Below are 19,584 nucleotides of genomic sequence, written 5' to 3'. Positions count from 1 at the left end.
GAAAGTTGGATCAGGTAGCGAGACTCGCCACGTCACGCACCAACCGGACCGCGTCGCGCGCCTCGGCGTACTCGAGGCGCCCGGTGACGGGGAGAGCGGCCCAGAGGGCAGCGAGCCGCCGGAGCGGTCCGGGAAGGTCGACGAGGCCGGAGCTCTCGGCTGCGAGTGCCACGAGCGCCTGCGGGGCCGGGACGTCGACGAGGCGTGCGGGCCCTGAGGCACGCCGGTCGAGGAGGACCAGGCCCACGAGACGGGCGGGCGCCACCCCGAGCAGGCCCAGGTCGTCCGCCGGCGTCTCCAGCTTGAGGCCCACGGCAGGTCGAGACATGGACAGCGGTTTGGGGTACGGCACGACGGTGCCGTCATCCATGAAGGCAGCCGTCTCGTCACTCAGGTAGTGCCACTGCTGGCCGAGCTCAGCGGTCAGCGTCGTCTTTCCCGTGCCACTGCGGGCGATGAAGGCGATGGCCCGGCCTGCACCGTCGGCGAGGACCGCCGCGTGGAACATCAGCAGGCAGCCGCGATTCGCGTCGATCGCCCGGACCGTCACCTCGTGCGTGACGGCGGTCAGGAGGCTGTCGAGACGGTGTCGGCCGACATGACTGACCTCGCCCGCCAGCGCGCTCTCCCCCGACCGCGTGAGGCGCGCATGGACGGTGTCGTCCCGCTCGTCGGCGCCCTCGTCCAGCAGCTCGGCCCGGATCACCAACGGGTCCCGGACCGCAGCCCACGGAAGCAGCGGCAGACCCACGCACCGGCTCCAGGCCCGGGCGAGCGCAGCCCGCACCTCGTCGGCGTACGGCCCGACGGGCTCGAGCCGCACGGGGACGCCGAGGGCGGTGATGTCGACGGCTTCCGTCACGGTCGCTCCTCGACCAGGTCTGCGGCGACCAGCGCGGCGACCAGTCCGTCACGCGCGCCTGCACCCTCCGGCGCCGGACCGAGCAGCTGCTCGACCTCGGCGAACCAGGCGGTGACGTCCACCCACTCACCCGTCAGGAGCCCGAGCGCCGCAGAAGCCGGCGCGGACAGGGCCAGCGCTGACTCGCCGACCAGCACGACCGTCTCGCCATCGATCGTCACCTCGTCGACGACGGGCCGGCGGCGGATCTGCATGAGTGCCAGCGTACGGCCGCGGAACGAGGCCGCCTCCCGTACGCTCGGCGGACGCTTCGCTTCACGAGAAAGAGTCCGGGTGGACCTCAACGACTACCTGAAGGCCCTGCGCAACCACTGGTTCGGGTCCCTGCTGATCCTCGCCGGCTGTGCCATCGCCGCCTTCGGACTCAGCAGCACGATGCCCAAGGTCTACGCGGCCAACGCCAACGGCTTCGTGAGCACGGGCACGACGACCGACCTCGCGCTCGGCTCGGTCAGCGACTCGCTCGCCAAGTCGCGCGCCACGTCGTACGTCGACATCGCGACGAGCCGGGCGACGGCGCAGGGGGTCGTGGACGATCTCGGCCTGAAGACCAATCCCGCAGGCCTCGTCGGGCAGATCTCGGTCGCCCAGCCGGAAGACACCGTGCTGCTCAAGATCACCGCCCGCGCGAGCACGCCGAAGCTCGCCCAGCAGATCGCCGACGCCTGGGTGCGGTCCCTCGCCAATGAGGTGACGAAGATCGAGGCGCCCGACGGCAAGCTCAAGGACGGCACGCCACGGGTGATCCCGGTCGAGCAGGCCGCACTGCCGACCAGCCCGATCTCGCCGAACACCTCCCGCAACACCCTTCTCGGCGGGGCCTTGGGCCTCGTGCTGGCGCTCGCCTACTCCGCGATCCGCAGCAACCTCGACAAGCGCCTGCGCTTCGCGACCGACGTCCAGGAGCGTTTCCAGGTGCCGGTCGTGGGCGAGATCCCGGTGACTCCCCTGTTCCGACCGGGCGACACCGCGGGTCGGCGTACGACGGAGGACCCGCGCACCGCGGAGGCGTTCCGCAAGCTCCGGACGAACCTCATGTACATGGACGTCGACGCGCCGCCGCGGGTCTTCGTCATCACCAGCCCCCGTCCCGGCGACGGAAAGTCCACGATCGCCAGCAACATCGCGATGACGCTGGAGAACATGGGCGAGCAGGTCGTCCTCATCGACGCCGACCTCCGCCGCCCCACCCAGGCGAAGAAGTTCCAGCTCGACGACGCCATCGGCCTGACCAGCGTCCTGACCGGCCAGCTCGACCTCGAGGAGGCGTTGCAGGACGTGCCGGGCGCGCCGCGTCTCCGCGTCCTCACCTCGGGCCCGCTTCCGCCGAACCCGAGCGAGCTCCTCGGCACGCACGCCTGGCGTCGGCTCGTGGACGGCCTCCGGGAGCGGTCGTACGTCGTCATCGACGCCCCGCCGCTCCTCCCGGTGACCGACGCGGCCGTCGCCGCCCGCAACGCCGACGGTGCCTTCGTCGTGGTCAACGCCCGCAACACCGTCGAGGACGACCTCTCGCGCTCGCTGCAGGCGCTGGACGCGGTCAATGCACGCATGCTGGGCACGGTGATCAACCGGATGGCGAAGCGCTCCAACCGCTACGCGTACGACGGCTACGGCTACGGCTACTTCGGCGCCGCGAGCCGTCGGGGACGCCGCACGAGCAAGAGCGACGGTGGGCGACGCCGCGGCTGAGGTCTGGCGGCCCACGCCCGGCCTCGCGGTGGCGACCGGTCCGGATCGCGTGGCGATCCTCGATCCGTCACGCCCGGGGCATCCGCCCGTGATCCTCGAGGGGTCCGCTGCGTACATCTGGGGGTTGCTGCCGGCGACCGCGGAGGAGCTGGTCCGCGCCACCGTCGAGGCGGGCATGGCGGACGACGTGGTGCCGCCGTTCCTCGCACAGCTGGAGGCCGCTGGCCTGGCCGGGCGTCAGCGCGCGTAGACGACGACGCTGCCGTACTCCGCCACGCGGCGGAACCCGAGGTCATCGACGCGGGCAGCGAGCTCAGCCCGGCTCCATGCCCGGCCCGCGAACGTCGTGTCGTGGAACTCCACGATCATCTGTCGACACCACTCCAGGGCAGCCGAGTCACGCTCGAGCAGACCCGCCTCGGCCCCCTCGATGTCCATGAGCAGCGTGTAGTCCCCTACGCCCTGCTCGCGGAGCAGGTCGCCGAGCCGGACCACCGGCGCGACGAAACCCGGGCCCTCGCCGAGCGCCGAGGCGAGGTGACTCCCCTCGCTCCGGAACGCCGTCGTGTCTCCCGCTGCGCGGGAGTAGTCGATGGCCCCGTGAAGCACGTCTGCCGCGACCTGCGGAGCGTTTGCACGGACGTTGCGCAGCGCCAGCCCGACGAGCGCCGGGTTCGCCTCGACGCCGACGTAGCGGGCGCCCGGCTCGAGCGCGCGCGCCGCAGCGCTGCCCACGACCCCGAGGCTGGTGCCGAGCTCGACCACACAGGCCGAGGGTTCGACGTGGGCCTCGAGGAGGCGCAGCTCCGCACCCTCGTAGATGCGGAACAGCAGTGCCGCCGGCACCCCGGGATCGAGCGCAGCGGACCGGGTGTCGATGCGCAGCCCCTTCACGCGTACGACGCCGCCGGTGGCGCGGGTAACCGCACGCCCCATGGCGGGCGAGCAGAGGGCCTCGGCGACCCACGCCTTCGCGGCCATCACCCGACGGTTGTCCGGGTTCCTCAAGAAGGACATGCGCTGACCCTAGTGGCGGCCGGGCCCGCGCTCACCGGACCTCGAGCGGACCGGTCGGTGCGGAGGCCTCGGCACCGTAGAAGTCGAGACCGAACGACCGTGCCAGGCCGAGCATGTCGGCCACCGGCAGGCCGCTCCAGTCCGCGGGCGCACCCGCCACGAACCGCGGGCTGGCGACCGCGGACGGGCTCGCGAGTCGTGCCACGGCACGGTCGAGCGCATCGCCGTCTCGCATCACCCCAGCGAGGCTCGTGGCCGGGTCCGCAAGCAGGTCCTCGTAGGCGATCACGTGCGACCGCTGCCGCTCGAGGAGCGCGAGACGGGTGTCCGCAATCCAGACGGCCATCAGCCACAGGGCCCGGTGGCTGTCGGGCGCCGCGAGATCGGCGGCCTCGACGTTCAGCGCAGCGGCGGCCGGAGCCACGCACTGCGACCACGACCAGTCCTTCCACCCGACGCCCCCCGCCAGCATGGAGGCGACGACGTCCACCGGATGGCGTACGACCACGACGGGCTCGATCTCAGGCAGGACCCGTTCGAGCCAGCCGACGGACCGGTTGAGCCGGACGTCCTTGACCACCAGGGTCGTCGCGCGGCCGAGCTCCTCCGGGGAGGTGTACTGCGCCGACCAGCGGCTCAGCGCGCGACCGTCGAAGACCCGGCGTGCGAGAGCCTCCAGCTCCGGCGCGGAGGCGTCCGGCGCAACGCGGGGATACTCGTGCCACGGCACGACCCGGGCCGCGGCACGCGACGACGCCGGCCGGAAGGGCTCATAGATCTCGGCCCCTCCGGTCGCCGCCGCGATCGCCTCCATCAGCGCCGTCGTGCCGCTCCGTCCCGTGCCCAGCACGGCGATCCGACGCTCGATCCGCCGGGGGCCGACGGCTCCCCCGCGGATCGCGAGAGCGGCGTTGTGCGCGGTCCTGGCAGCGCTACGGGCTGTGGGGTGCACGCTGCTGCGCGCCGCTCCACGCGCGGCCCTCGCCTCCCGCAGCACCGCTGACCAGCGCCGCTGGTACGCCGCCGGGCTGAACGCGGCCGCGAACTCGTCGTGCCAGCCCGTGTCCTGTGGGCGCCCGGCAGCCAGCGCGTCCCTGATCCGGCCCGCGAGGTCGCCGCGCTCGTCGGGGTCCATGAGGGAGACCGGGGCGCGCGGCACCTCGCGCTTGATGTCCGGCGCACCCGAGGCCGTCGTGGCCAGCACCGGTGTGCCGTGGGCGAGTGCTTCGAGCAGCACGCGGCCGAATCCCTCGCACATCGCCGGGAGCACGAAGAGATCGGCCGCGCGGAACATCGCCGCGACCTGGCTGTTGTCGAGTCCGCGATGCCAGCGCACGTTCGACGGCAGATCGGACGGGAGGACATAGGCGCCGCCGAGCTGCCCCACCAGATCCACGTCTACTTCGGCCGCCAGCTCGCGCGCGGCACGCAGCAGCAGGCTGATCCCCTTGCGTTCGCTCAGCGCACCAACGAAGAGGACACGGGGCCGTGCATTGCCCGGAGCAGGGGCAGGCGGCTCGGTGACCTCGATGCCGTACGGCACGATGCGGACGGTCGAGCGGTCCAGACCCACTGGGAGCTGGGACGCCGAGAACGCGGAAGCCACGACCACCAGCTCGGCCAAGGCGTACTCCTGCGTCTGGTCACCGAACGGCTCCTCGTGCCAGTCGTCGTAGTCCGCACGGCGCAGGTCCCAGCGTGCGGCATCCCGCGTCAGGAGAGCGCGCCGCGCCTCGTCGTTGGGGTGACTGACGTCGAGCACGCGGACGACATCCGGCCGCTCGCGACGGAGCCGGTCGAACAAGGGGCCGGCCGAGAAGTCCGTGCCAACGACGACCTCGACGTCCGGCGGCAGCTGTCGCAGGACGGCCGCGGCGAACCAGCTTCCATCGAGCCTCGACTGGATCCGCGACTGCAGGCCCGGCCAGCGGCGGAGGCCGCGGGCACCGGCGTACACCAGCGGCATACGGCGGGCGATACGGGCATCGTCGAGCTGCGTCGTCCTCCGCTGCAGGCCCCGCTGCGCGCGCGCCGCAGACCACGGCCATGCCGCGTCCGCGCCGACCTGGAGTCCGGTCACGAGCTGGAGCAGGTCCCCGCTCGCGTCGAGGGCCCGGGCCAGGTCTGCGCTGTGCTGGACTCCGGGGTGGGCGACGATGGTCGTGCGACGGCCGGTCATGCGCGACTCCTCAGCCAGGCGGCGTACCCGGGGGCCAGGCCGTGCCCCTCCGGTTTGGGCTGCTTCCAGTGCAGGCTGATCAGGGCCATCGCCATGAGCGGCGCGTTCTCGACGAGCAGGAAGATCGGCAGCGTCGAGAGCCCGTCGCGGAAGGTCTGGACGAAGAACGCCGCCAGCAGCAGGTAGACGAAGTGGCCGACGCTCCCGTAGCCCAGCGTGTACGCACGGTGGTAGATCCACAGCAGGAAGCGCCCCAGGGCGAAGCCGAGGATCACGACGCCCGGCCAGCGCCAGTCCGTGTAGAGCTCCCCGGGAAGCGTGAAGACCGTGCCGACCTCGGCCAGTGGCCGGTGCACCGTCGAGATCGCGATCAGGTGCTCGTTGGTCGCCGGCTTGTCCGGCCACAGCGGACGCGGGATCGGCAGCGCGAGCAGGTCCACGAAGTGTCGGCCGTACTGCGGGTGGCCGAGCTCGTCGCTCAGCGTCAGCGAGACCGCGAACTGGTCGAAGATCTGCTGGTCCGAGGTCGTGCCGCCGCTCAGGTCTCCGAACGACTCCGTCAGCGTCTTCACGACGCTGGAGGTGCTGAGGGTCCCGGTCCGGTAGGACTCGCCCAGGGCATCGAGCCCCGGGAAGGCGACCACGAGGGCGCCGAGCAGCACCAGCACGCGCAGGTCCGGGAGCTTGCGCCCCTTCCGGTCGAGATAGATCTGCGCGACGAGGATCGAGGGAAGGATCAGCCGGAAGCGTCCCTCTCCCTGCAGACCCATGAAGAGGAGGTACGCCGCCAGCGGGCCGACGAGGTACCAGCGGAAGCCGTAGAGGTAGACCGCAGCGAGCAGGACCAGGCCCGGCCACGTGATCGCGAAGATCTCGTACGACGTCGAGATCGCCCGGTCCTGGAGCCCGCTGCCGGCGGTGTAGGTGTTGGTCGCGAGGAAGTAGAGGCCGATCGGCAGGGCGACGATCGACACCGCGAGGAAGACACTCGGGTTCATCGGCTTCACGGACGCCGGACGCTCGTCCCAGCGCGCGGGAGCCGGGAGCAGCCACGACGCGGTGAGCACGGCGAGCAGCACGTCGGCCATCACCAGCGCACGGACCGCCTCGGCATCGGTCATCTGCATGAAGCGGTCAGCGCCGCCGACGAGGCCCCATGACCGCGAGCTGAAGACGAGCACGTGGAAGATCAGGTACATCGACGCGGGATGGGTGGCGGTCAGGCGCTTGCCAAGGACCAGCAGCGCACCGCACAGGGGCCAGACAATCGAGTCGAGGAGGATCGCGTCCGCGAGGCTCATGCGACCTCACCGACCGGGCGCCGCAGCACCGCCGAGACGAGGACAACTGCGGTCGCCACAGCTCCCGAGAGGCTGGTCAGCGCCACCGCCTCGAGCCCGTGCGGCGCCGCAAAGGGCAGCAGGACCAGGGTGGCGCCCACGCCCACCCAGTTGGCAGTTGTCAGCGCGCGCAGCTGGCCGCCTGCCTTCGCAGCGGCCGACAGGCCCGATCCGACCACCCGGACGACGGCAGCCGCGAGCAGCAGCGGCACGGCGATCGCCGCGTCGGTGTAGCTCGCTCCGTAGACGACGCGGATGAGGGGCTCGGCACCGGCGGCGATGACAACCGACCCGAGGACGGCGAGCCCAGCGACTGCTCCGATCAGGAGCAGCAGGTTGCGCCGACCGCTCCGCTCGGCGACGAGCCGTGGAAAGAGCACCTGCTCGAGGGTGACCGCGACGGTCAGGACGATCGACGCAATCGCGGCAGCCACCGCGTAGACACCGAGCGCCGCGGGCGATACCAACAGCGGAAGCAGCAGCTGGTCGACACGGGGCCCGAGCTGCTGGGGAAGGAGCGCGAGCGTCAGCTTGGACCCATACGCCCTCACCGCGGCGTGGTCGACCACGGCGACGTCCGTCACCGAACGCTCGAGACGGGCTATCCGGCGTACGCAGAGAATGGCGGTGGCAGCGTTGCCGACGACGAGCACGACCAGGCCGGTGACGACGGTCAGCGTCCCGCTGGCGACGAGGAGTCCGAGACCCGCCGCGTAGACCAGGTTCGGAAGGATGCGGAGCCGGTTCCACGAGCGGGTCAGCTCGGCCGCGCGGAGCGGCGCCAGCGACATCACGCTGATCGTGTTGAGCGGCACGATCAGGAGCGGCAGCACGACCGCGATGACGTCGTCGACGTTCGTCGGCCGGACGACGGCCAGACCGACGACGAGGGTCAGGACGAGCCCCGCGAGGGACTGGACGAGCGCCGGTCCGGTCAGCCGGCGGCGATGCGCGAGCGCGTGGGCGAGCGAGCCGCGCGAGTGATAGATGACCGACTCGTCGAGACCGATCAGCGTGAGCGTGCCGAAGAGCGCTCCCCAGGCCACCAGTGCGATCAGCACGCCGCGGTCGTGCGGCTCCAGACCGCGCGCCGTGAGCACGCCGGTGAGTACGCCGAGGACGAGGGCGATCCCGTTGGTCGCCGCGGCGCCGACGAGCCGCTTCACCAGGCTCACGCGAGGAGTCCGTCCACGAGCCGCTTCGCGAAGTGCTCCGGACTGACGTCCGCCCCGCGGGACGCCGGCGGGCGCTCACCCGCGAGGACGTCCTCCACCGCGACAACGAACGACGCCGGGTCGTCGCAGTCTGCGGCGACGACCCCGGGGCCGGCCTGCTCGGCGTACGAGATGTCGGTCGAGACGACGATCCGCAGGCCGAGCGCCAGTCCCTCGCTGAAGGTGAGCGGCGCCGGGTCGACCCGGGACGGGATCACCAGGACGTCCGCTGAGGTCAGCTCCGCGACGATCTCCGCGAGTGGCACCGGTGGGTGGACGACGACTCCCCCGGCAGCCAGGCCGTCGGTGTCGCGACCCCACGCGTGGACCTCGATCCCGCTGCCGAGCTTCGCTGCCAGCGCGACGAGCCGGTCGAATCCCTTGCGCAGCGAGAGGTCGCCCAGGAAGACAACACGCGGCGCTGCTTCGGTCCCGGCGAGCCGATCGAGCGTCACCGGGTTGAGCAGGCGCACGTCCGGCACGTGGCGCTGTGCGAGCTCGTCGACGTACGCCGCGCTGGCCGCGCTCGGCACGACGGCGAGGTCCGCGGGGGCCAGCCACGAGCGGCGTACGGCATCGAGCAGGCGGCTGCGACGGGTAGTGGTCAGCGAGCTCGACTCGACCCACACCGCCAGCCGTACGCCGCGCCGGAGAGCGCGCCGCGAGGCGGCGAGTGAGAGCGACGTGTCCCAGCCAGCGGTGAAGACGTGGGTGGGCGCGTACCTGCGCAGCAACCCGCTGCCCGGCCGCGTCGGGAGCTTGCGTCCGGCCAGGTAGGCGTAGTCGTCCTGCACGAAGCGGTGCGCGTAGCCGTGGTCGCCATCGGGCGTGTAGAACCACTCGCCACGCTCGCGCCGCGCCCGTCGGACCTGGAACACCACCAGGGTCTGCCCGCCCGTGCGTGCCCGGAACTCGTCCGCGATCGCGGCGTAGAGCGGAGACCGGTAGAAGGCGGGCATGTTGTTGACGATCAGCAGCCGCGGCGGCTCCGCGGCAGGGCTGGTCAGCAGCGACCAGATCCGGTCGGCACGATCGCCGGCTGACGGCAGCGTGGCGACGCGGGCAAGACCGCGCTCGATCGCCGCCGCCCTTCGTGGACCGTCACCGAGCACGTCGGCGATGACCCGGGCACCATCGGCGGGATCGAGCGGGTCGAGGTAGTGCGCCGCGTCGCCGGCGGTCGCACGGACAAAGTCCCGATCGGAGGCGAAGAGCGGGGTGCCCAGGCGCATCGCCTCGAACGGCGTGGCCGAGCTCGCCTCGAGCAGGCTCGGGAAGACGATGCCGTCGGCCGCAGCGTGCACCGAGCGCAGCTGCTCCTGGCGCACAGTGCCGAGGTTGATCGCACGCGCCTGAACGTCACCGGGCAGCTGCTCGAACTCATGCGTAGGCATCGTGACCAGGTAGCGGACCTCGACACCGCGGTCGGCGAGCGCCGCGGCGAGCGGGCCGAGATAGGCGAAGTTCTTGTGGGGGTAGTTCGCCGAGGTGTAGGCCAGCGTGACCCCGTCGAAGGCGGGCAGCTCGGGGATCGGCGCGGTCCCGTCCACGACGGCGCCGCTGATGCTGTTGGGCACGACGTGCAGGCGCGACGCGAGCTGCGGCACCTGCGCGGTCAGCCGGTCGGCGACCGCCTGGGTCTCGACGACGATCGTGTCGAAGCGCCGGAGCTGGTGGCGCGACAACCAGGCCTTGGCCCGCGCGCGCCGCGTCGGCTGGGCCTCCGCGTAGAGCGCGGTGACGTCGGCGTACCCGCTCAGGCGGCGCGCACCGCGGACGGGGAACCACGCCGGCGAGAAGACCACGAGCTTCGCGGGCTCGTCGTGGCCGAGGTCGGTCCGCCACAGGCCGACCGACCGCACCCCGCGGCGTACGACGTCGAGGTCGACGCGCTCGCGGACCTCCCCCGTGAGGTTGTCGAGCACCGCCGGCGACACCTCGAAGACCACACGCGAGCGGTCGAAGTCGGGGCGCGCGGCGAGCTCGCCGATGAGCGAGGCAGCGACCTGCACGGCGCCGCCGCGGTGGAGGTTCGACGCGATGACCCGGAGCTCAGCCATGCGCCACCTCGTACGTCGCGAGCAGCGCCTCGTCGAGGGCAGCGACGCCGACGGAGGTGGACAGGTGCTCGTCGTAGTACGCACGGCCGGCCGCCCCGCACCGGGCGAGCTCGTCATCCGTCGCGTCGGAGAGCCAGCGCAGTGCGTCAGCCAGCGCACGGGCGTCTGCTGGTGGCACCACCGGACCGGCGCCTGCGGCCCGGGCGAGCGCGGCCACGTCGCCGGGCGCCGACACGATCAGCGGCCGGCCGCAGGCGAGGATGCCCTGCGTCTTGCTCGGCATCGTCGCCCGGAAGACCGGCAGGTCGCGCAGCGTGATGATCTGGGCGTCGGCGGTAGCCAGGACGCCCGCCATCTCGGCGAACGGCTTCACGCCCTCCCACCGGAGGTCCTCTGCCACGCCCAGCTCGGTGGCCAAGGCGCGGAGGCGCTGCTCGGCAAACCCGCTGCCGACGAGACGGACGAGCGGCCGCTTCCCGGCAGGCACCTGGGCAAGGGCCTCGACAAGAACCTCGAGCCCCTGCACGTCGCCGATGTTGCCGGCATACATGAGCGAACGCCGCTCGCCCGGCGCGCGCTCGACGGTGACCGGCCGGAAGACCGCCTCGTCGGCCCAGTTGGCCGCGACCGTCACCTTCTCGGCCGGAACCCCTCGGCTGATCAGCACGTCGCGCATGCCGGGCGAGATCACGACGATCCGCGTGGCATGGCGATAGCCGACGTTGCACAGGGCGTGGAGCAGCCGCTCGGCGATGCGGGCGGGCAGCCCGCGGACCATCCCGCTCGCGAGCACCGAGTCCGGCCAGAGGTCCTGGATGTAGAGGACGTAGCGGCGCCGCCACAGCAGCCGGGCGATCACTCCGGAGAAGCTCACGGTGCCGGAGGTCGCCACCACCAGCACGACCTCCGCCCGCCGGACCAGGAACGCGCCCATCGTCGAGGCACTGAGCATGAACGCGAGGTACGTCAGCGCGCGGCGCGCACCCGAGCCATCGTGGCTCGGGAAGACGGGGATCCGGCTGACCGGGATGCCGTCGACGCGATCGCGCTGCAGCAACCGCATGCGGTAGCCGTCGTACAGCCGACCGAGGGGGTAGTTCGGGAAACCGGTGACCACCTCGAGGTCATGGCCGTGCGCAGCGAGCGCGCGCACGATCGACCCGGGGATCGCAGCCGAGCCGCTCTCCGGGTCGTACCACTGGGTGATGACGCCGATCTTCATCGCTGGCACACCCTACGGGCGGCGAGCCGGGACCAGCCGCGGCGCGAACTGGTACGCCGTCACGCCGAGCACGAGACCCGCGGCCGTGATCGCCGGCTGGCGGGTGAACACGCCGACCGAGACCCCGGCACAACAGAGCCCCGTGGCACCCGCCACGAGGAGGGCGACCACCCAGTGCGGCCACCCGGTGCGGTCGAGCACGCGCTGGTAGACGTGCTCGCGATGCCCATCCATCAGGGGCCGATGACCCCGCGTCCTCTTGACCAGCACCCATGCGGTGTCGACGACGTAGATGACGAGCGGCGCGACCGCCACGAGCACGCCGACCTGGATCGCCCAGGCCAGCAGCGCCAGGACGGCGATTGCGCCGCCGAGCGCATAGCTGCCGACGTCGCCCAGGAAGACCTTCGCGCGCACGGCGTTCCACGGCATGAAGCCGAACGCAGCGCCCGCGACGGCCACGCCGAGCACCGCGAGTCCGAGGTGGTCGCCGCGGACGCCGATGACGCCGTACCAGGTGCCGGCGACCACGGCCGAGAACGACGAGACGCCGTTGATGCCGTCCATGAAGTTGAAGGCGTTGACGTAGCCGACGAGGAACCCCACGAACAGCAGTGACCCGAGGATGGCCGTCCAGCCGGTGCCGGGCACGTCGAAGAGAGCCGTCAGGCCGAGCGCGGTGCCCACCTGCACGAGGAGCCGCAGCGGGCCGGGCAGGCTGCGCACGTCATCGGCGAGACCCAGCGCGCCCAGGACGAGCATGCCGCCCAGGACGTACCAGGCAGCACCCACCGAGCCGATCCACTCTGCCGTCGCCACGGCCGCGACGATGCCCGCAACGACCGCCAGCCCACCGCCTCGCGGCACGGGAACGACGTGGGAGGACCGGGCGATCGGAGCGTCGATCGCAAACCGGCGGAGCACCGGCAGGAACACAGGGACGAGCACGCACGTGACCAGTGCCGCCACCGCGGCGACGGTCACCGCCTCCGCTGCTCCGATGGTCTCCCCCACGTTCCGAAACCATACGCAACGGATCGACAATCCATCGCGGATGCGTGGTTTTACCTGCGGCGGTCCAGTCCAGAGATGCAGTTTGCGCAAAGCGCACTCCCGCCCCTGCGACGACTGTCACACTCGTCCCCGGAGGAGCTTTTCTCGGGTGTGCCCCTCGCATGGTTGGACTTCAGTGTTGGGAGGCACTGTCCGTGAGGGCGCACACCTTTTCTCGTCGTACCGTCGTGCTCGCAGGCGGCGGAGTCGTCGCCTTGTCGGCGACAGCGACGGCACCTGCCAGCGCTGGCATGGCACAGATCAACGTCCGGAACTACGGGGCGATCGGCGATGGCCGGACGGACAGCACCCATGCGTTTCGCACCGCCATCGATGCTGCTTCCAGGCGGGTAAAGGCCTCACTCGGTCTCGCCATCGTGCAGGTCGTCATCCCATCGGCCACGTCGTCCTACCGGGTCGGGCCGCTGACGATCCCGACCAATGTCGAGCTCGTGGGGACGGGAGCGACCCGGCCCCGACTCCTGCCCAAGGCATCCGTCGCACGCTGGATCACGACAGCCAGCAACGCGCGCAACACTGCGATCCGCAACCTGGTCCTCGACACCTACGGTCGCGTCGCCGAGGCAGCCATCACCATGGCCTCGGGAACGTCCGGTTTCGCCATCGCCTCGACGCAGATCACGAACGGTGCCGGTACGCCGGCGAGGGCCGGCATCGACACCCGATCGGGCACCAGGAACCTCGCGATCAGCGCCTGCACGCTGGGCGGCATCACGGCAGTGCGGTTGGGCTACAACCCGACGAACACGAGCATCCGTCAGACGACCTTCAAGGGATGGGTCGACCGCGCTGTATGGGTCCGCAGCGACGAGACGTACGCCGTGAACGGTCTCACCATCGACAGCTGCACGATCCTGCCGCCGGCACCTGGCGGCACCGTCCGGCAGCCGATCCAGATCAACGGCGCCGACAGCAAGCCGATCCAGAACGTCACCATCACCAACAACCGCGTCACCGGCCCGGGCACCGACTACAACGACACCACCACGCCCGGAACCGCGGACCTGATCTCACTGCACCGCTGCGAGGGCTTCACCGTCAGCGGCAACACCGTCACCGGTGGAGGCGACGTCGGCATCACCGTCGCCCAGCAGTCTCGCAACGGCGTGGTCTCGAACAACACCTCGTTCGCCAACTTCAGTTCCGGCATCGCCATCGGCAGCGGGACGTCGTCGTACGTCCGCGACATTTCCGTCAGCGGCAACCGTTGCCTCGACAACGGGCGCGTCGGCCGCAACGACACGACTCCGGCCGCAGCCCGGACGGGCATCTACGTGCAGGGCGCGCAGACCGTCTCGGTGAAGGACAACCGCTCCGGCTCGGACAGCGCCACGACGAGTCAGCTCTACGGGGTCTCGACCGCCCGATCGACGGGGGTCACCATCAGCGGCAACGACCTGCACGGGAATGCCAGAAGCAGTACCTACTCCGCCTAGTCAGCGCTCCACCACTCTCGGCCTCACCAGCCGGGAGAAGGACAACCTTCCGTCCCCCGTGGCCGATCGTGACCATCTGGTCCCGGGGGTGAACTGGGCCGCCCCAGCATTTCCCGGATTCCAACGCTCCGGCCCGATCACGGCCTCCAGACTCGCGCCAGAGGAGCTTTTCTCGGGCGTGCGCTCACTGTGCAGGACTTCAGTGATGGGGGGCACCGCCCATGAGGCCTCATCCCGTGTCCCGCCGCAGCGTCATTCTCGGATGCGGCGGCGCCGTCGTTCTGGCAAGGGTCGGACCAGCACATGCAGCGCCGACGCAGTTCAACGTGCGGAAGTACGGAGCCGTCGCCGACGGAGTCACCGACTGCACCTCCGCGTTCAAGGCGACGATCGATGCCGCGGCCCAACGTGTCCAGTCCACACTTGGACTCGACATCGTCGAGGTCGTGATCCCGTCCTCGTCGTCGTGCTACCGCGTCGGCCCCCTCACCATCCCGAGCAACGTCGAGCTCGTGGGAAACGGCCCCCGCCCCCGCCTGGTGCCCACGGCGCCGGTCACGCGCTGGCTCATCACGGCCGACAACGGCCGCAACATCGCCGTCCGCAACCTCGTCCTGGACACGCACGGCGACGTCAGCGACGCGGTCATCACGATGTCACCTGGGACGACCGGCCTCTCGATCGTTTCCACCGAGATCACCAACAGCGCGGGAACGCCGTCCCGGGCCGGGGTCGACACCCGACCGGGCACGAAGAACCTCGCCATCAGCGCCTGCACGCTCAGCGGCTACACCGCCGTACGCCTCGGATACGACCCCGTCGACACCACCATCGAGCAGACAACGTTCAAGGCATGGCTCGACCGCGCGATCTGGATCAGGAGCGACGCGACCTATGCCCTGAACGGGCTTCTCGTCGATGGCTGCACCATCCTGCCGCCCGCACCGGGCGGCACGGTTCGCCAGCCGATCCAGATCAACGGGGTCGACAGCCGGCTGATCCAGAACGTGACCATCACCAACAACCGCGTGACCGGCCCGGGCACGGACTACAACGACACGACCACCCCCGGCACCGCGGACCTGATCTCCCTGCACCGCTGCACCGCCTTCACCGTGCGTGGCAACACCGTCACGGGCGGAGGCGACGTCGGCATCACCGTCGCGCAGCAGTCGTGCAACGGGGTGGTCGCCGACAACCTCTCGTTCGCAAACTTCAGCGCAGGAATCGCCATCGGCAGCGGAACGTCGGCATACGTCCGCGACATCTCCGTCAGTGGCAATCGCTGCCTCGACAACGGGCGCACAGGAATGAACGACACCACCCCGGATTCAGCCCGCACCGGCCTCTACCTCAGGAACGCACAGACGATCTCCGTGGCGGACAACCGTTCAGGCTCCGACAACCCGACCACGAGCCAGCTCTACGGCATCTCCACCACCCAGTCGACGGAGATCGGGCTCAGCGGCAACGACCTCCGTGGAAACGCACGGGGTGAGACCTACGCTGGCTAGGCGACCACGCCTCAGCTCTCGGAGGGTCCTTGCTCACACGCAGATCGCTACTCGTCCTGTCGACGGGCGGCGTGGTGACAGCCCTCGTCGGGGCATGCGCCCAGCAGCCGCGCCAGACCATCAGCGTCGCTGACTTCGGAAGTCGCGGCGACGGCGTCCATGACGACACCGATGCATTTCGCCGCGCCCTCGATGCGGCACGCCTCGCGGGCAACACGACCGTGCGGGTGCCCGCAAGCCCAGCCGGCTACGTCGTTCGGCACCTGACCATTCCGAGCGGAGTCACGCTGGCCGGCGACAGGAGTCGGCCGGCCCTCCTGGCGTCGGGGCAGACGCCCCTGTGGATCGCCCTCTCGGGATCGGGCGTTGTGCTCAGCGACCTGACGCTCCGCACCCGGGGCGTCGTCAGTGCGGCAGGCGTACGGATCGGCCAGGGTTCGGACGGCGTCAGCCTGCGGAACGTGTCCCTCGAGGCCCCGGGCGACCGTCCACCCCTCGCCCTCGTCGATGTCGGCGGCAGCACCCGCAACGTGACCCTTGACGGATGCACCCTCGTGGGCGGCAGCAACGGTTTCCGGCTCATCGGCGCCGCTGACGGCATCACCCTCACCGCCAACCACTTCGCTGGCTGGCGGGATCGCGCGATCTGGTTCGCCGGCACCCATGACGGCGCTCCCCGGTCTGTCCGGGTCGACAACAACACGGTCCGGCCGCATGCGCCAGGCGGCCGCGTCCGACAACCGATCCAGTTCACGGGCTTCGACTCGCGGCCGACAGTCGATGTAGCCGTGACCAACAACCGGGTGACCGGACCAGGCACTGACTACCTCGATCCCCTCCGTCCTGGATCCGCCGACTTGATCTCCCTGCACCACTGCTCGGACTTCCGCGTCACCGGCAACCTCGCTCAGGGCGGAGGCGAGGTCGGGATCACGGTTGCGCAGCAGTGCTCGGACGGAGTCATCGAGGACAACACCTGCGTCAGCAACGGCAGCTGCGGCATCGCCGTCGGGTCGGCGACGTCACGGTGGGTCCGCAACGTCCAGGTGCTCGACAACCGGGTCGTCGGCAACGGCGTGCGTGGCCGGGGAGACCGGACACCGGACTGGGCACGCGCGGGCATCGTGGTGGAGAAGGCGACCGGGGTGACCCTCAGCGGCAATCGGTCGGGCAACCCCGCGACCGGAACGCCCCAGCTGTACGGAATCACGATCCGGGATGCGGACCCGCGCCTCGAGCGGAACGTCCTGACCGGCAACCTGCTGGCGGAGGTGCAGCGCTGAGGGTCAGGCCTTGCGCGCAGGCCCGAAGACCAGCATCAGCACCGGAATGGTGAGCAGGAGGCCGATGGCGAGCTGGTACATCGCATAGCCGAGACCATTTGTCCCCAGATCCGATCCCATCCGCAGGGCCACCGCAGACAGGAGGACGGCAGCGCCCGGAGAGGTCCGCGCGTACTCGGACCAGCGGCGACTGATCGGCCCGAGCAGTGCACCGGCGAGGAACGGCACGATCAGTGCACCGCCGACGCCGAAGTTGAGATAGCCCTCGGCGATCACGCCGGGCGGAACTCCGCTGGAGGGCATGTGATAGACGACCTCGGCGATGAGCGGGCCCATCGAGATGACCGGCTTGGACGGCCAGATCGACCGCGGAATCGGAGCGAAGAACCAGTCCGTGATGCTCTCGCCGTTGGCGAAGGGGATCTCGGCCGGAACGGCCATGATGATCTGGCCGGTCGTCGGCACGTCCGCGAACGTCCGCGTCAGGACGAACGCCGAAAGCAGGTTGGTGCCTGACACCTGCGCAGAACGCACGTCTCCCGTGTGCGACGAACGCAGCGACGAGATCGCGACGACGAGGACGACGACGATCGCCGCAAAACCGAAGACGAACTTCTTGCTGACCCCTCGATGGGACAGGCAGTACTTGATCGCCAGACCGGACGCCCCGATGACGACGATGTCCTGCCGGGTGCTCGCGTAGATCGGCAGCGACGCGGCGTTGAGGAAGAGTGCAGCGACCCACCAACCGCGCAGGTCGGTCACGCCGTGCGACTTCTTGCGGACCGAGTAGACGGCGATCTGCACCCAGAAGGCAATCAGCGCGAACTCGTGCAGGAAGCGCCAGCCGCCATGGCTCTCGTACGACGCCGACGCTTCCGTGCCGCCGACCAGTGTGCGCTTGGCGCTCAGACTCGCCAACGAGAATCCGCCGGTCGACCGGGCGAACATGTAGAAGCCGACGAACCCGAGCAGCGCGCACGCCGTGATGACGAGCTGCACGAAGACGGGCCCTCGCACCGCGTCGAGCCGCAGGATCCGCGACGAACGGCGCCGACGCCTCGCCGTGACCACGTATCCCAGCGTGAGGGAGCAGATCCCCGCGAAGAAGATCCCGGACGGATTGACGAACTCCTCGGGCGCCCGGCCCAGGAAGTACAGCTGTTCCAGCGTTCTGGTGCCGTCGACGCCCAGCGAGATGAAGGTGCCGCGAATGCCGTAGGCCAGGTAGGAGACCGCCACGACGACAGTCCACGGCGTGATCAGGTCGTAGTCCTTCAGCACCACGAGGGGCAGGGTCACAACGAAGCACGAGGCCGCGCCCGTGAGGAAGAAGATCCCCTGGGCGTTGCCCAGGTACCAGGCCAGCCCCGCCGCGGTGGCGACCAGCCAGAACGCGACGAGCGGGCCGGCGACCGCGCGCGAGACCGGGAGGATCGGACCCGTTTCCGAGCGCGCCTCGACACCGGGACTGCGCTGGCTGCGGCGACCCGCCAGGACAGTGGTCACGCGCGACGCCCGGCCACGAGCGACGAGCAGAAGGTGAGCACCTGGTCTGCCGCGGCGTCCCAGTACCGAAGCTCCTGACCGCGCGCGGCGCTCCTGGCGGCGAGGGAACGCAGCTCCGCCTCGTCTCCGAGGATGCGGACCAGTTCCTCGGTCAGCTGGCCGATGTCGCGGGGGTCGAAGAAGGCTGCGCCCGCACGGCACGCCTCCGGCATCGACGACGAGCTGGACGACAGGACGGGAACGCCGAAGATGAAGGCATCGAGGAGCGCGAAGGACCCGGCGTTCTCGGAGATCGACGGGAACAGGAAGAGGGTCGCTCGCCGGTAGAGGTACGGCAGCCGCTCCGCGGGCAGGGAGCCGAGCAGGACGATCTTGTCAGCCACGCCCTCCTCATCGATGACCCGCTCGATCTCCGCCCCGTACGACGCGTTGGTGGCGCGGCCGGCGATCACCAGCTTGTGCGTCACCCCTCGCCGGGTCGCCTCCGCGTAGCCGCGGATCATCTCGAGCACCATCTTGTACGGGTACATGTGGCTGACGTACAGGATGTAGTCGTCCGGCAGATCGGGCGTCGGGACATCGGCGGCGTCCGGCGTCAGCGACGGCGGAGGCGGCACCACGACCGACGGACGCTCACGCAGGGCCGGGAAGTGACTCGAGTAGAGGCCCCGCGTGTAGTGCGAGGAGAAGATCAGTGCATCCGACTTGCTGACCGCTGCGCCCAGAGCCTTGCGCAGGACCTTCCAGCGCAGGGTGGTCTTCGCACTGCGACCGAGCTGCCGCATCGCAGGCTCCTCGAAGGGAGCGACGGTGAGGGGCCACAACAGGGACGGCGTACCGGGCACCTGGGAGATCTCGTTGCCGGGACAGAGGATGACATCGACCGGATGGTCCGCAACGGTCCGCGCAAGGGCACGGTCGCCACGGAGCCGTCGGCTGATGGATCCACCGGAAACCGGTACCTCGATCTGGTTCTCTGCGTCATAGCGCGTGCTCTCGCCCATGACGAAGACGGCGACCTCAGAACACCGCGGGTCCGCTCGAAGGCTCCGCGTGAGGTTCTCGACGAAGACGACGCCGCCCCCACTGCTCTGCGGCGAAACCCGGATTCCGACCTTCATG

Annotated in this window: 16 protein-coding genes; 5 read left to right on the top strand and 11 right to left on the bottom strand. The window is 70.5% G+C overall.

All coding sequences use genetic code 11. The features are described from left to right. Positions 1 to 10: 10 nt before the first annotated feature. Together EPD65_RS16195 and EPD65_RS16190 are read right to left on the bottom strand one after the other, a co-directional pair. Entirely contained in the window at positions 11 to 862 is an 852-nt protein-coding gene (locus EPD65_RS16195) for a hypothetical protein (protein WP_165872889.1), read from the bottom strand. Next, on the bottom strand, positions 859 to 1,116 hold the full coding sequence (locus tag EPD65_RS16190) for a hypothetical protein (protein ID WP_165872888.1): 258 nt from the start codon (positions 1,114 to 1,116) through the stop codon (positions 859 to 861). Before EPD65_RS16190 ends, EPD65_RS16195 begins: the two co-directional genes overlap by 4 nt. 79 nt (positions 1,117 to 1,195) lie before the next feature. On the opposite strand from EPD65_RS16190, the gene EPD65_RS04885 reads away from it, so the two are divergent. Then, positions 1,196 to 2,614: a tyrosine-protein kinase domain-containing protein gene (locus tag EPD65_RS04885; protein WP_165872887.1), complete on the top strand. Its 1,419-nt coding sequence runs from the start codon at positions 1,196 to 1,198 to the stop codon at positions 2,612 to 2,614. Next, positions 2,595 to 2,864: a hypothetical protein gene (locus EPD65_RS04880; RefSeq protein ID WP_131582045.1), complete on the top strand. Its 270-nt coding sequence runs from the start codon at positions 2,595 to 2,597 to the stop codon at positions 2,862 to 2,864. Before EPD65_RS04885 ends, EPD65_RS04880 begins: the two co-directional genes overlap by 20 nt. Here the strand turns inward: EPD65_RS04880 and EPD65_RS04875 are convergent. The 7 genes from EPD65_RS04875 to EPD65_RS04845 are packed head-to-tail and all read right to left on the bottom strand — an operon-like array spanning position 2,852 to position 12,660. Next, the gene (locus EPD65_RS04875; RefSeq protein WP_131582044.1) at positions 2,852 to 3,631 is read right to left on the bottom strand and encodes an FkbM family methyltransferase; all 780 of its coding nucleotides are present in this window, start codon (positions 3,629 to 3,631) and stop codon (positions 2,852 to 2,854) included. The two genes, EPD65_RS04880 and EPD65_RS04875, sit on opposite strands and share 13 nt — an antisense overlap. A 31-nt stretch (positions 3,632 to 3,662) precedes the next feature. Next, on the bottom strand, positions 3,663 to 5,810 hold the full coding sequence (locus EPD65_RS04870; protein WP_131582043.1) for a glycosyltransferase family 4 protein: 2,148 nt from the start codon (positions 5,808 to 5,810) through the stop codon (positions 3,663 to 3,665). Continuing rightward, positions 5,807 to 7,111 (bottom strand): O-antigen polymerase, encoded by a 1,305-nt coding sequence (locus tag EPD65_RS04865; protein ID WP_131582042.1) that lies wholly within the window; start codon positions 7,109 to 7,111, stop codon positions 5,807 to 5,809. Before EPD65_RS04865 ends, EPD65_RS04870 begins: the two co-directional genes overlap by 4 nt. Next, positions 7,108 to 8,325 (bottom strand): lipopolysaccharide biosynthesis protein, encoded by a 1,218-nt coding sequence (locus tag EPD65_RS04860; protein WP_131582041.1) that lies wholly within the window; start codon positions 8,323 to 8,325, stop codon positions 7,108 to 7,110. The genes EPD65_RS04865 and EPD65_RS04860 overlap by 4 nt, the downstream gene beginning before the upstream one ends. Continuing rightward, a complete protein-coding gene (locus EPD65_RS04855) occupies positions 8,322 to 10,424 on the bottom strand; it encodes a glycosyltransferase (RefSeq protein WP_165872886.1) in 2,103 nt (700 codons plus the stop codon). The genes EPD65_RS04860 and EPD65_RS04855 overlap by 4 nt, the downstream gene beginning before the upstream one ends. Further along, positions 10,417 to 11,646, bottom strand: coding sequence for a glycosyltransferase family 4 protein (locus EPD65_RS04850; protein ID WP_131582039.1), 1,230 nt, complete (start codon positions 11,644 to 11,646; stop codon positions 10,417 to 10,419). Before EPD65_RS04850 ends, EPD65_RS04855 begins: the two co-directional genes overlap by 8 nt. 12 nt (positions 11,647 to 11,658) lie before the next feature. After that, positions 11,659 to 12,660 carry a glycosyltransferase family 4 protein gene (locus EPD65_RS04845; RefSeq protein WP_131582038.1) on the bottom strand — a complete coding sequence of 334 codons (1,002 nt, stop codon included), beginning with the start codon at positions 12,658 to 12,660 and terminating at the stop codon, positions 11,659 to 11,661. Positions 12,661 to 12,950: 290 nt separating this feature from the next. Between EPD65_RS04845 and EPD65_RS04840 the strand changes: the two genes are divergently transcribed. The 3 genes from EPD65_RS04840 to EPD65_RS04830 all read left to right on the top strand — a co-directional run bounded on the left by EPD65_RS04840 (position 12,951) and on the right by EPD65_RS04830 (position 16,953). Continuing rightward, on the top strand, positions 12,951 to 14,156 hold the full coding sequence (locus EPD65_RS04840) for a right-handed parallel beta-helix repeat-containing protein (protein ID WP_165872885.1): 1,206 nt from the start codon (positions 12,951 to 12,953) through the stop codon (positions 14,154 to 14,156). Positions 14,157 to 14,482: 326 nt separating this feature from the next. Next, on the top strand, positions 14,483 to 15,670 hold the full coding sequence (locus EPD65_RS04835; RefSeq protein ID WP_165872884.1) for a right-handed parallel beta-helix repeat-containing protein: 1,188 nt from the start codon (positions 14,483 to 14,485) through the stop codon (positions 15,668 to 15,670). A gap of 74 nt (positions 15,671 to 15,744) precedes the next feature. Further along, positions 15,745 to 16,953: a right-handed parallel beta-helix repeat-containing protein gene (locus EPD65_RS04830; protein WP_207891411.1), complete on the top strand. Its 1,209-nt coding sequence runs from the start codon at positions 15,745 to 15,747 to the stop codon at positions 16,951 to 16,953. Between the two features lie 3 nt (positions 16,954 to 16,956). Here the strand turns inward: EPD65_RS04830 and EPD65_RS04825 are convergent, their stop codons facing one another. Next, positions 16,957 to 18,462 (bottom strand): oligosaccharide repeat unit polymerase, encoded by a 1,506-nt coding sequence (locus EPD65_RS04825; RefSeq protein ID WP_131582034.1) that lies wholly within the window; start codon positions 18,460 to 18,462, stop codon positions 16,957 to 16,959. Further along, complete coding sequence (locus EPD65_RS04820) at positions 18,459 to 19,583, bottom strand: glycosyltransferase (protein WP_131582033.1); 1,125 nt, start codon at positions 19,581 to 19,583, stop codon at positions 18,459 to 18,461. Before EPD65_RS04820 ends, EPD65_RS04825 begins: the two co-directional genes overlap by 4 nt. Position 19,584 lies beyond the last annotated feature (1 nt).

The organism is Nocardioides jejuensis (assembly GCF_004337475.1).
GTDB classification, from domain to species: Bacteria; Actinomycetota; Actinomycetes; order Propionibacteriales; family Nocardioidaceae; genus Nocardioides; species Nocardioides jejuensis.
The sequence above is the reverse complement of the archived record's forward strand: the minus strand, read 5'-3'. Positions and strand labels throughout refer to the sequence as shown.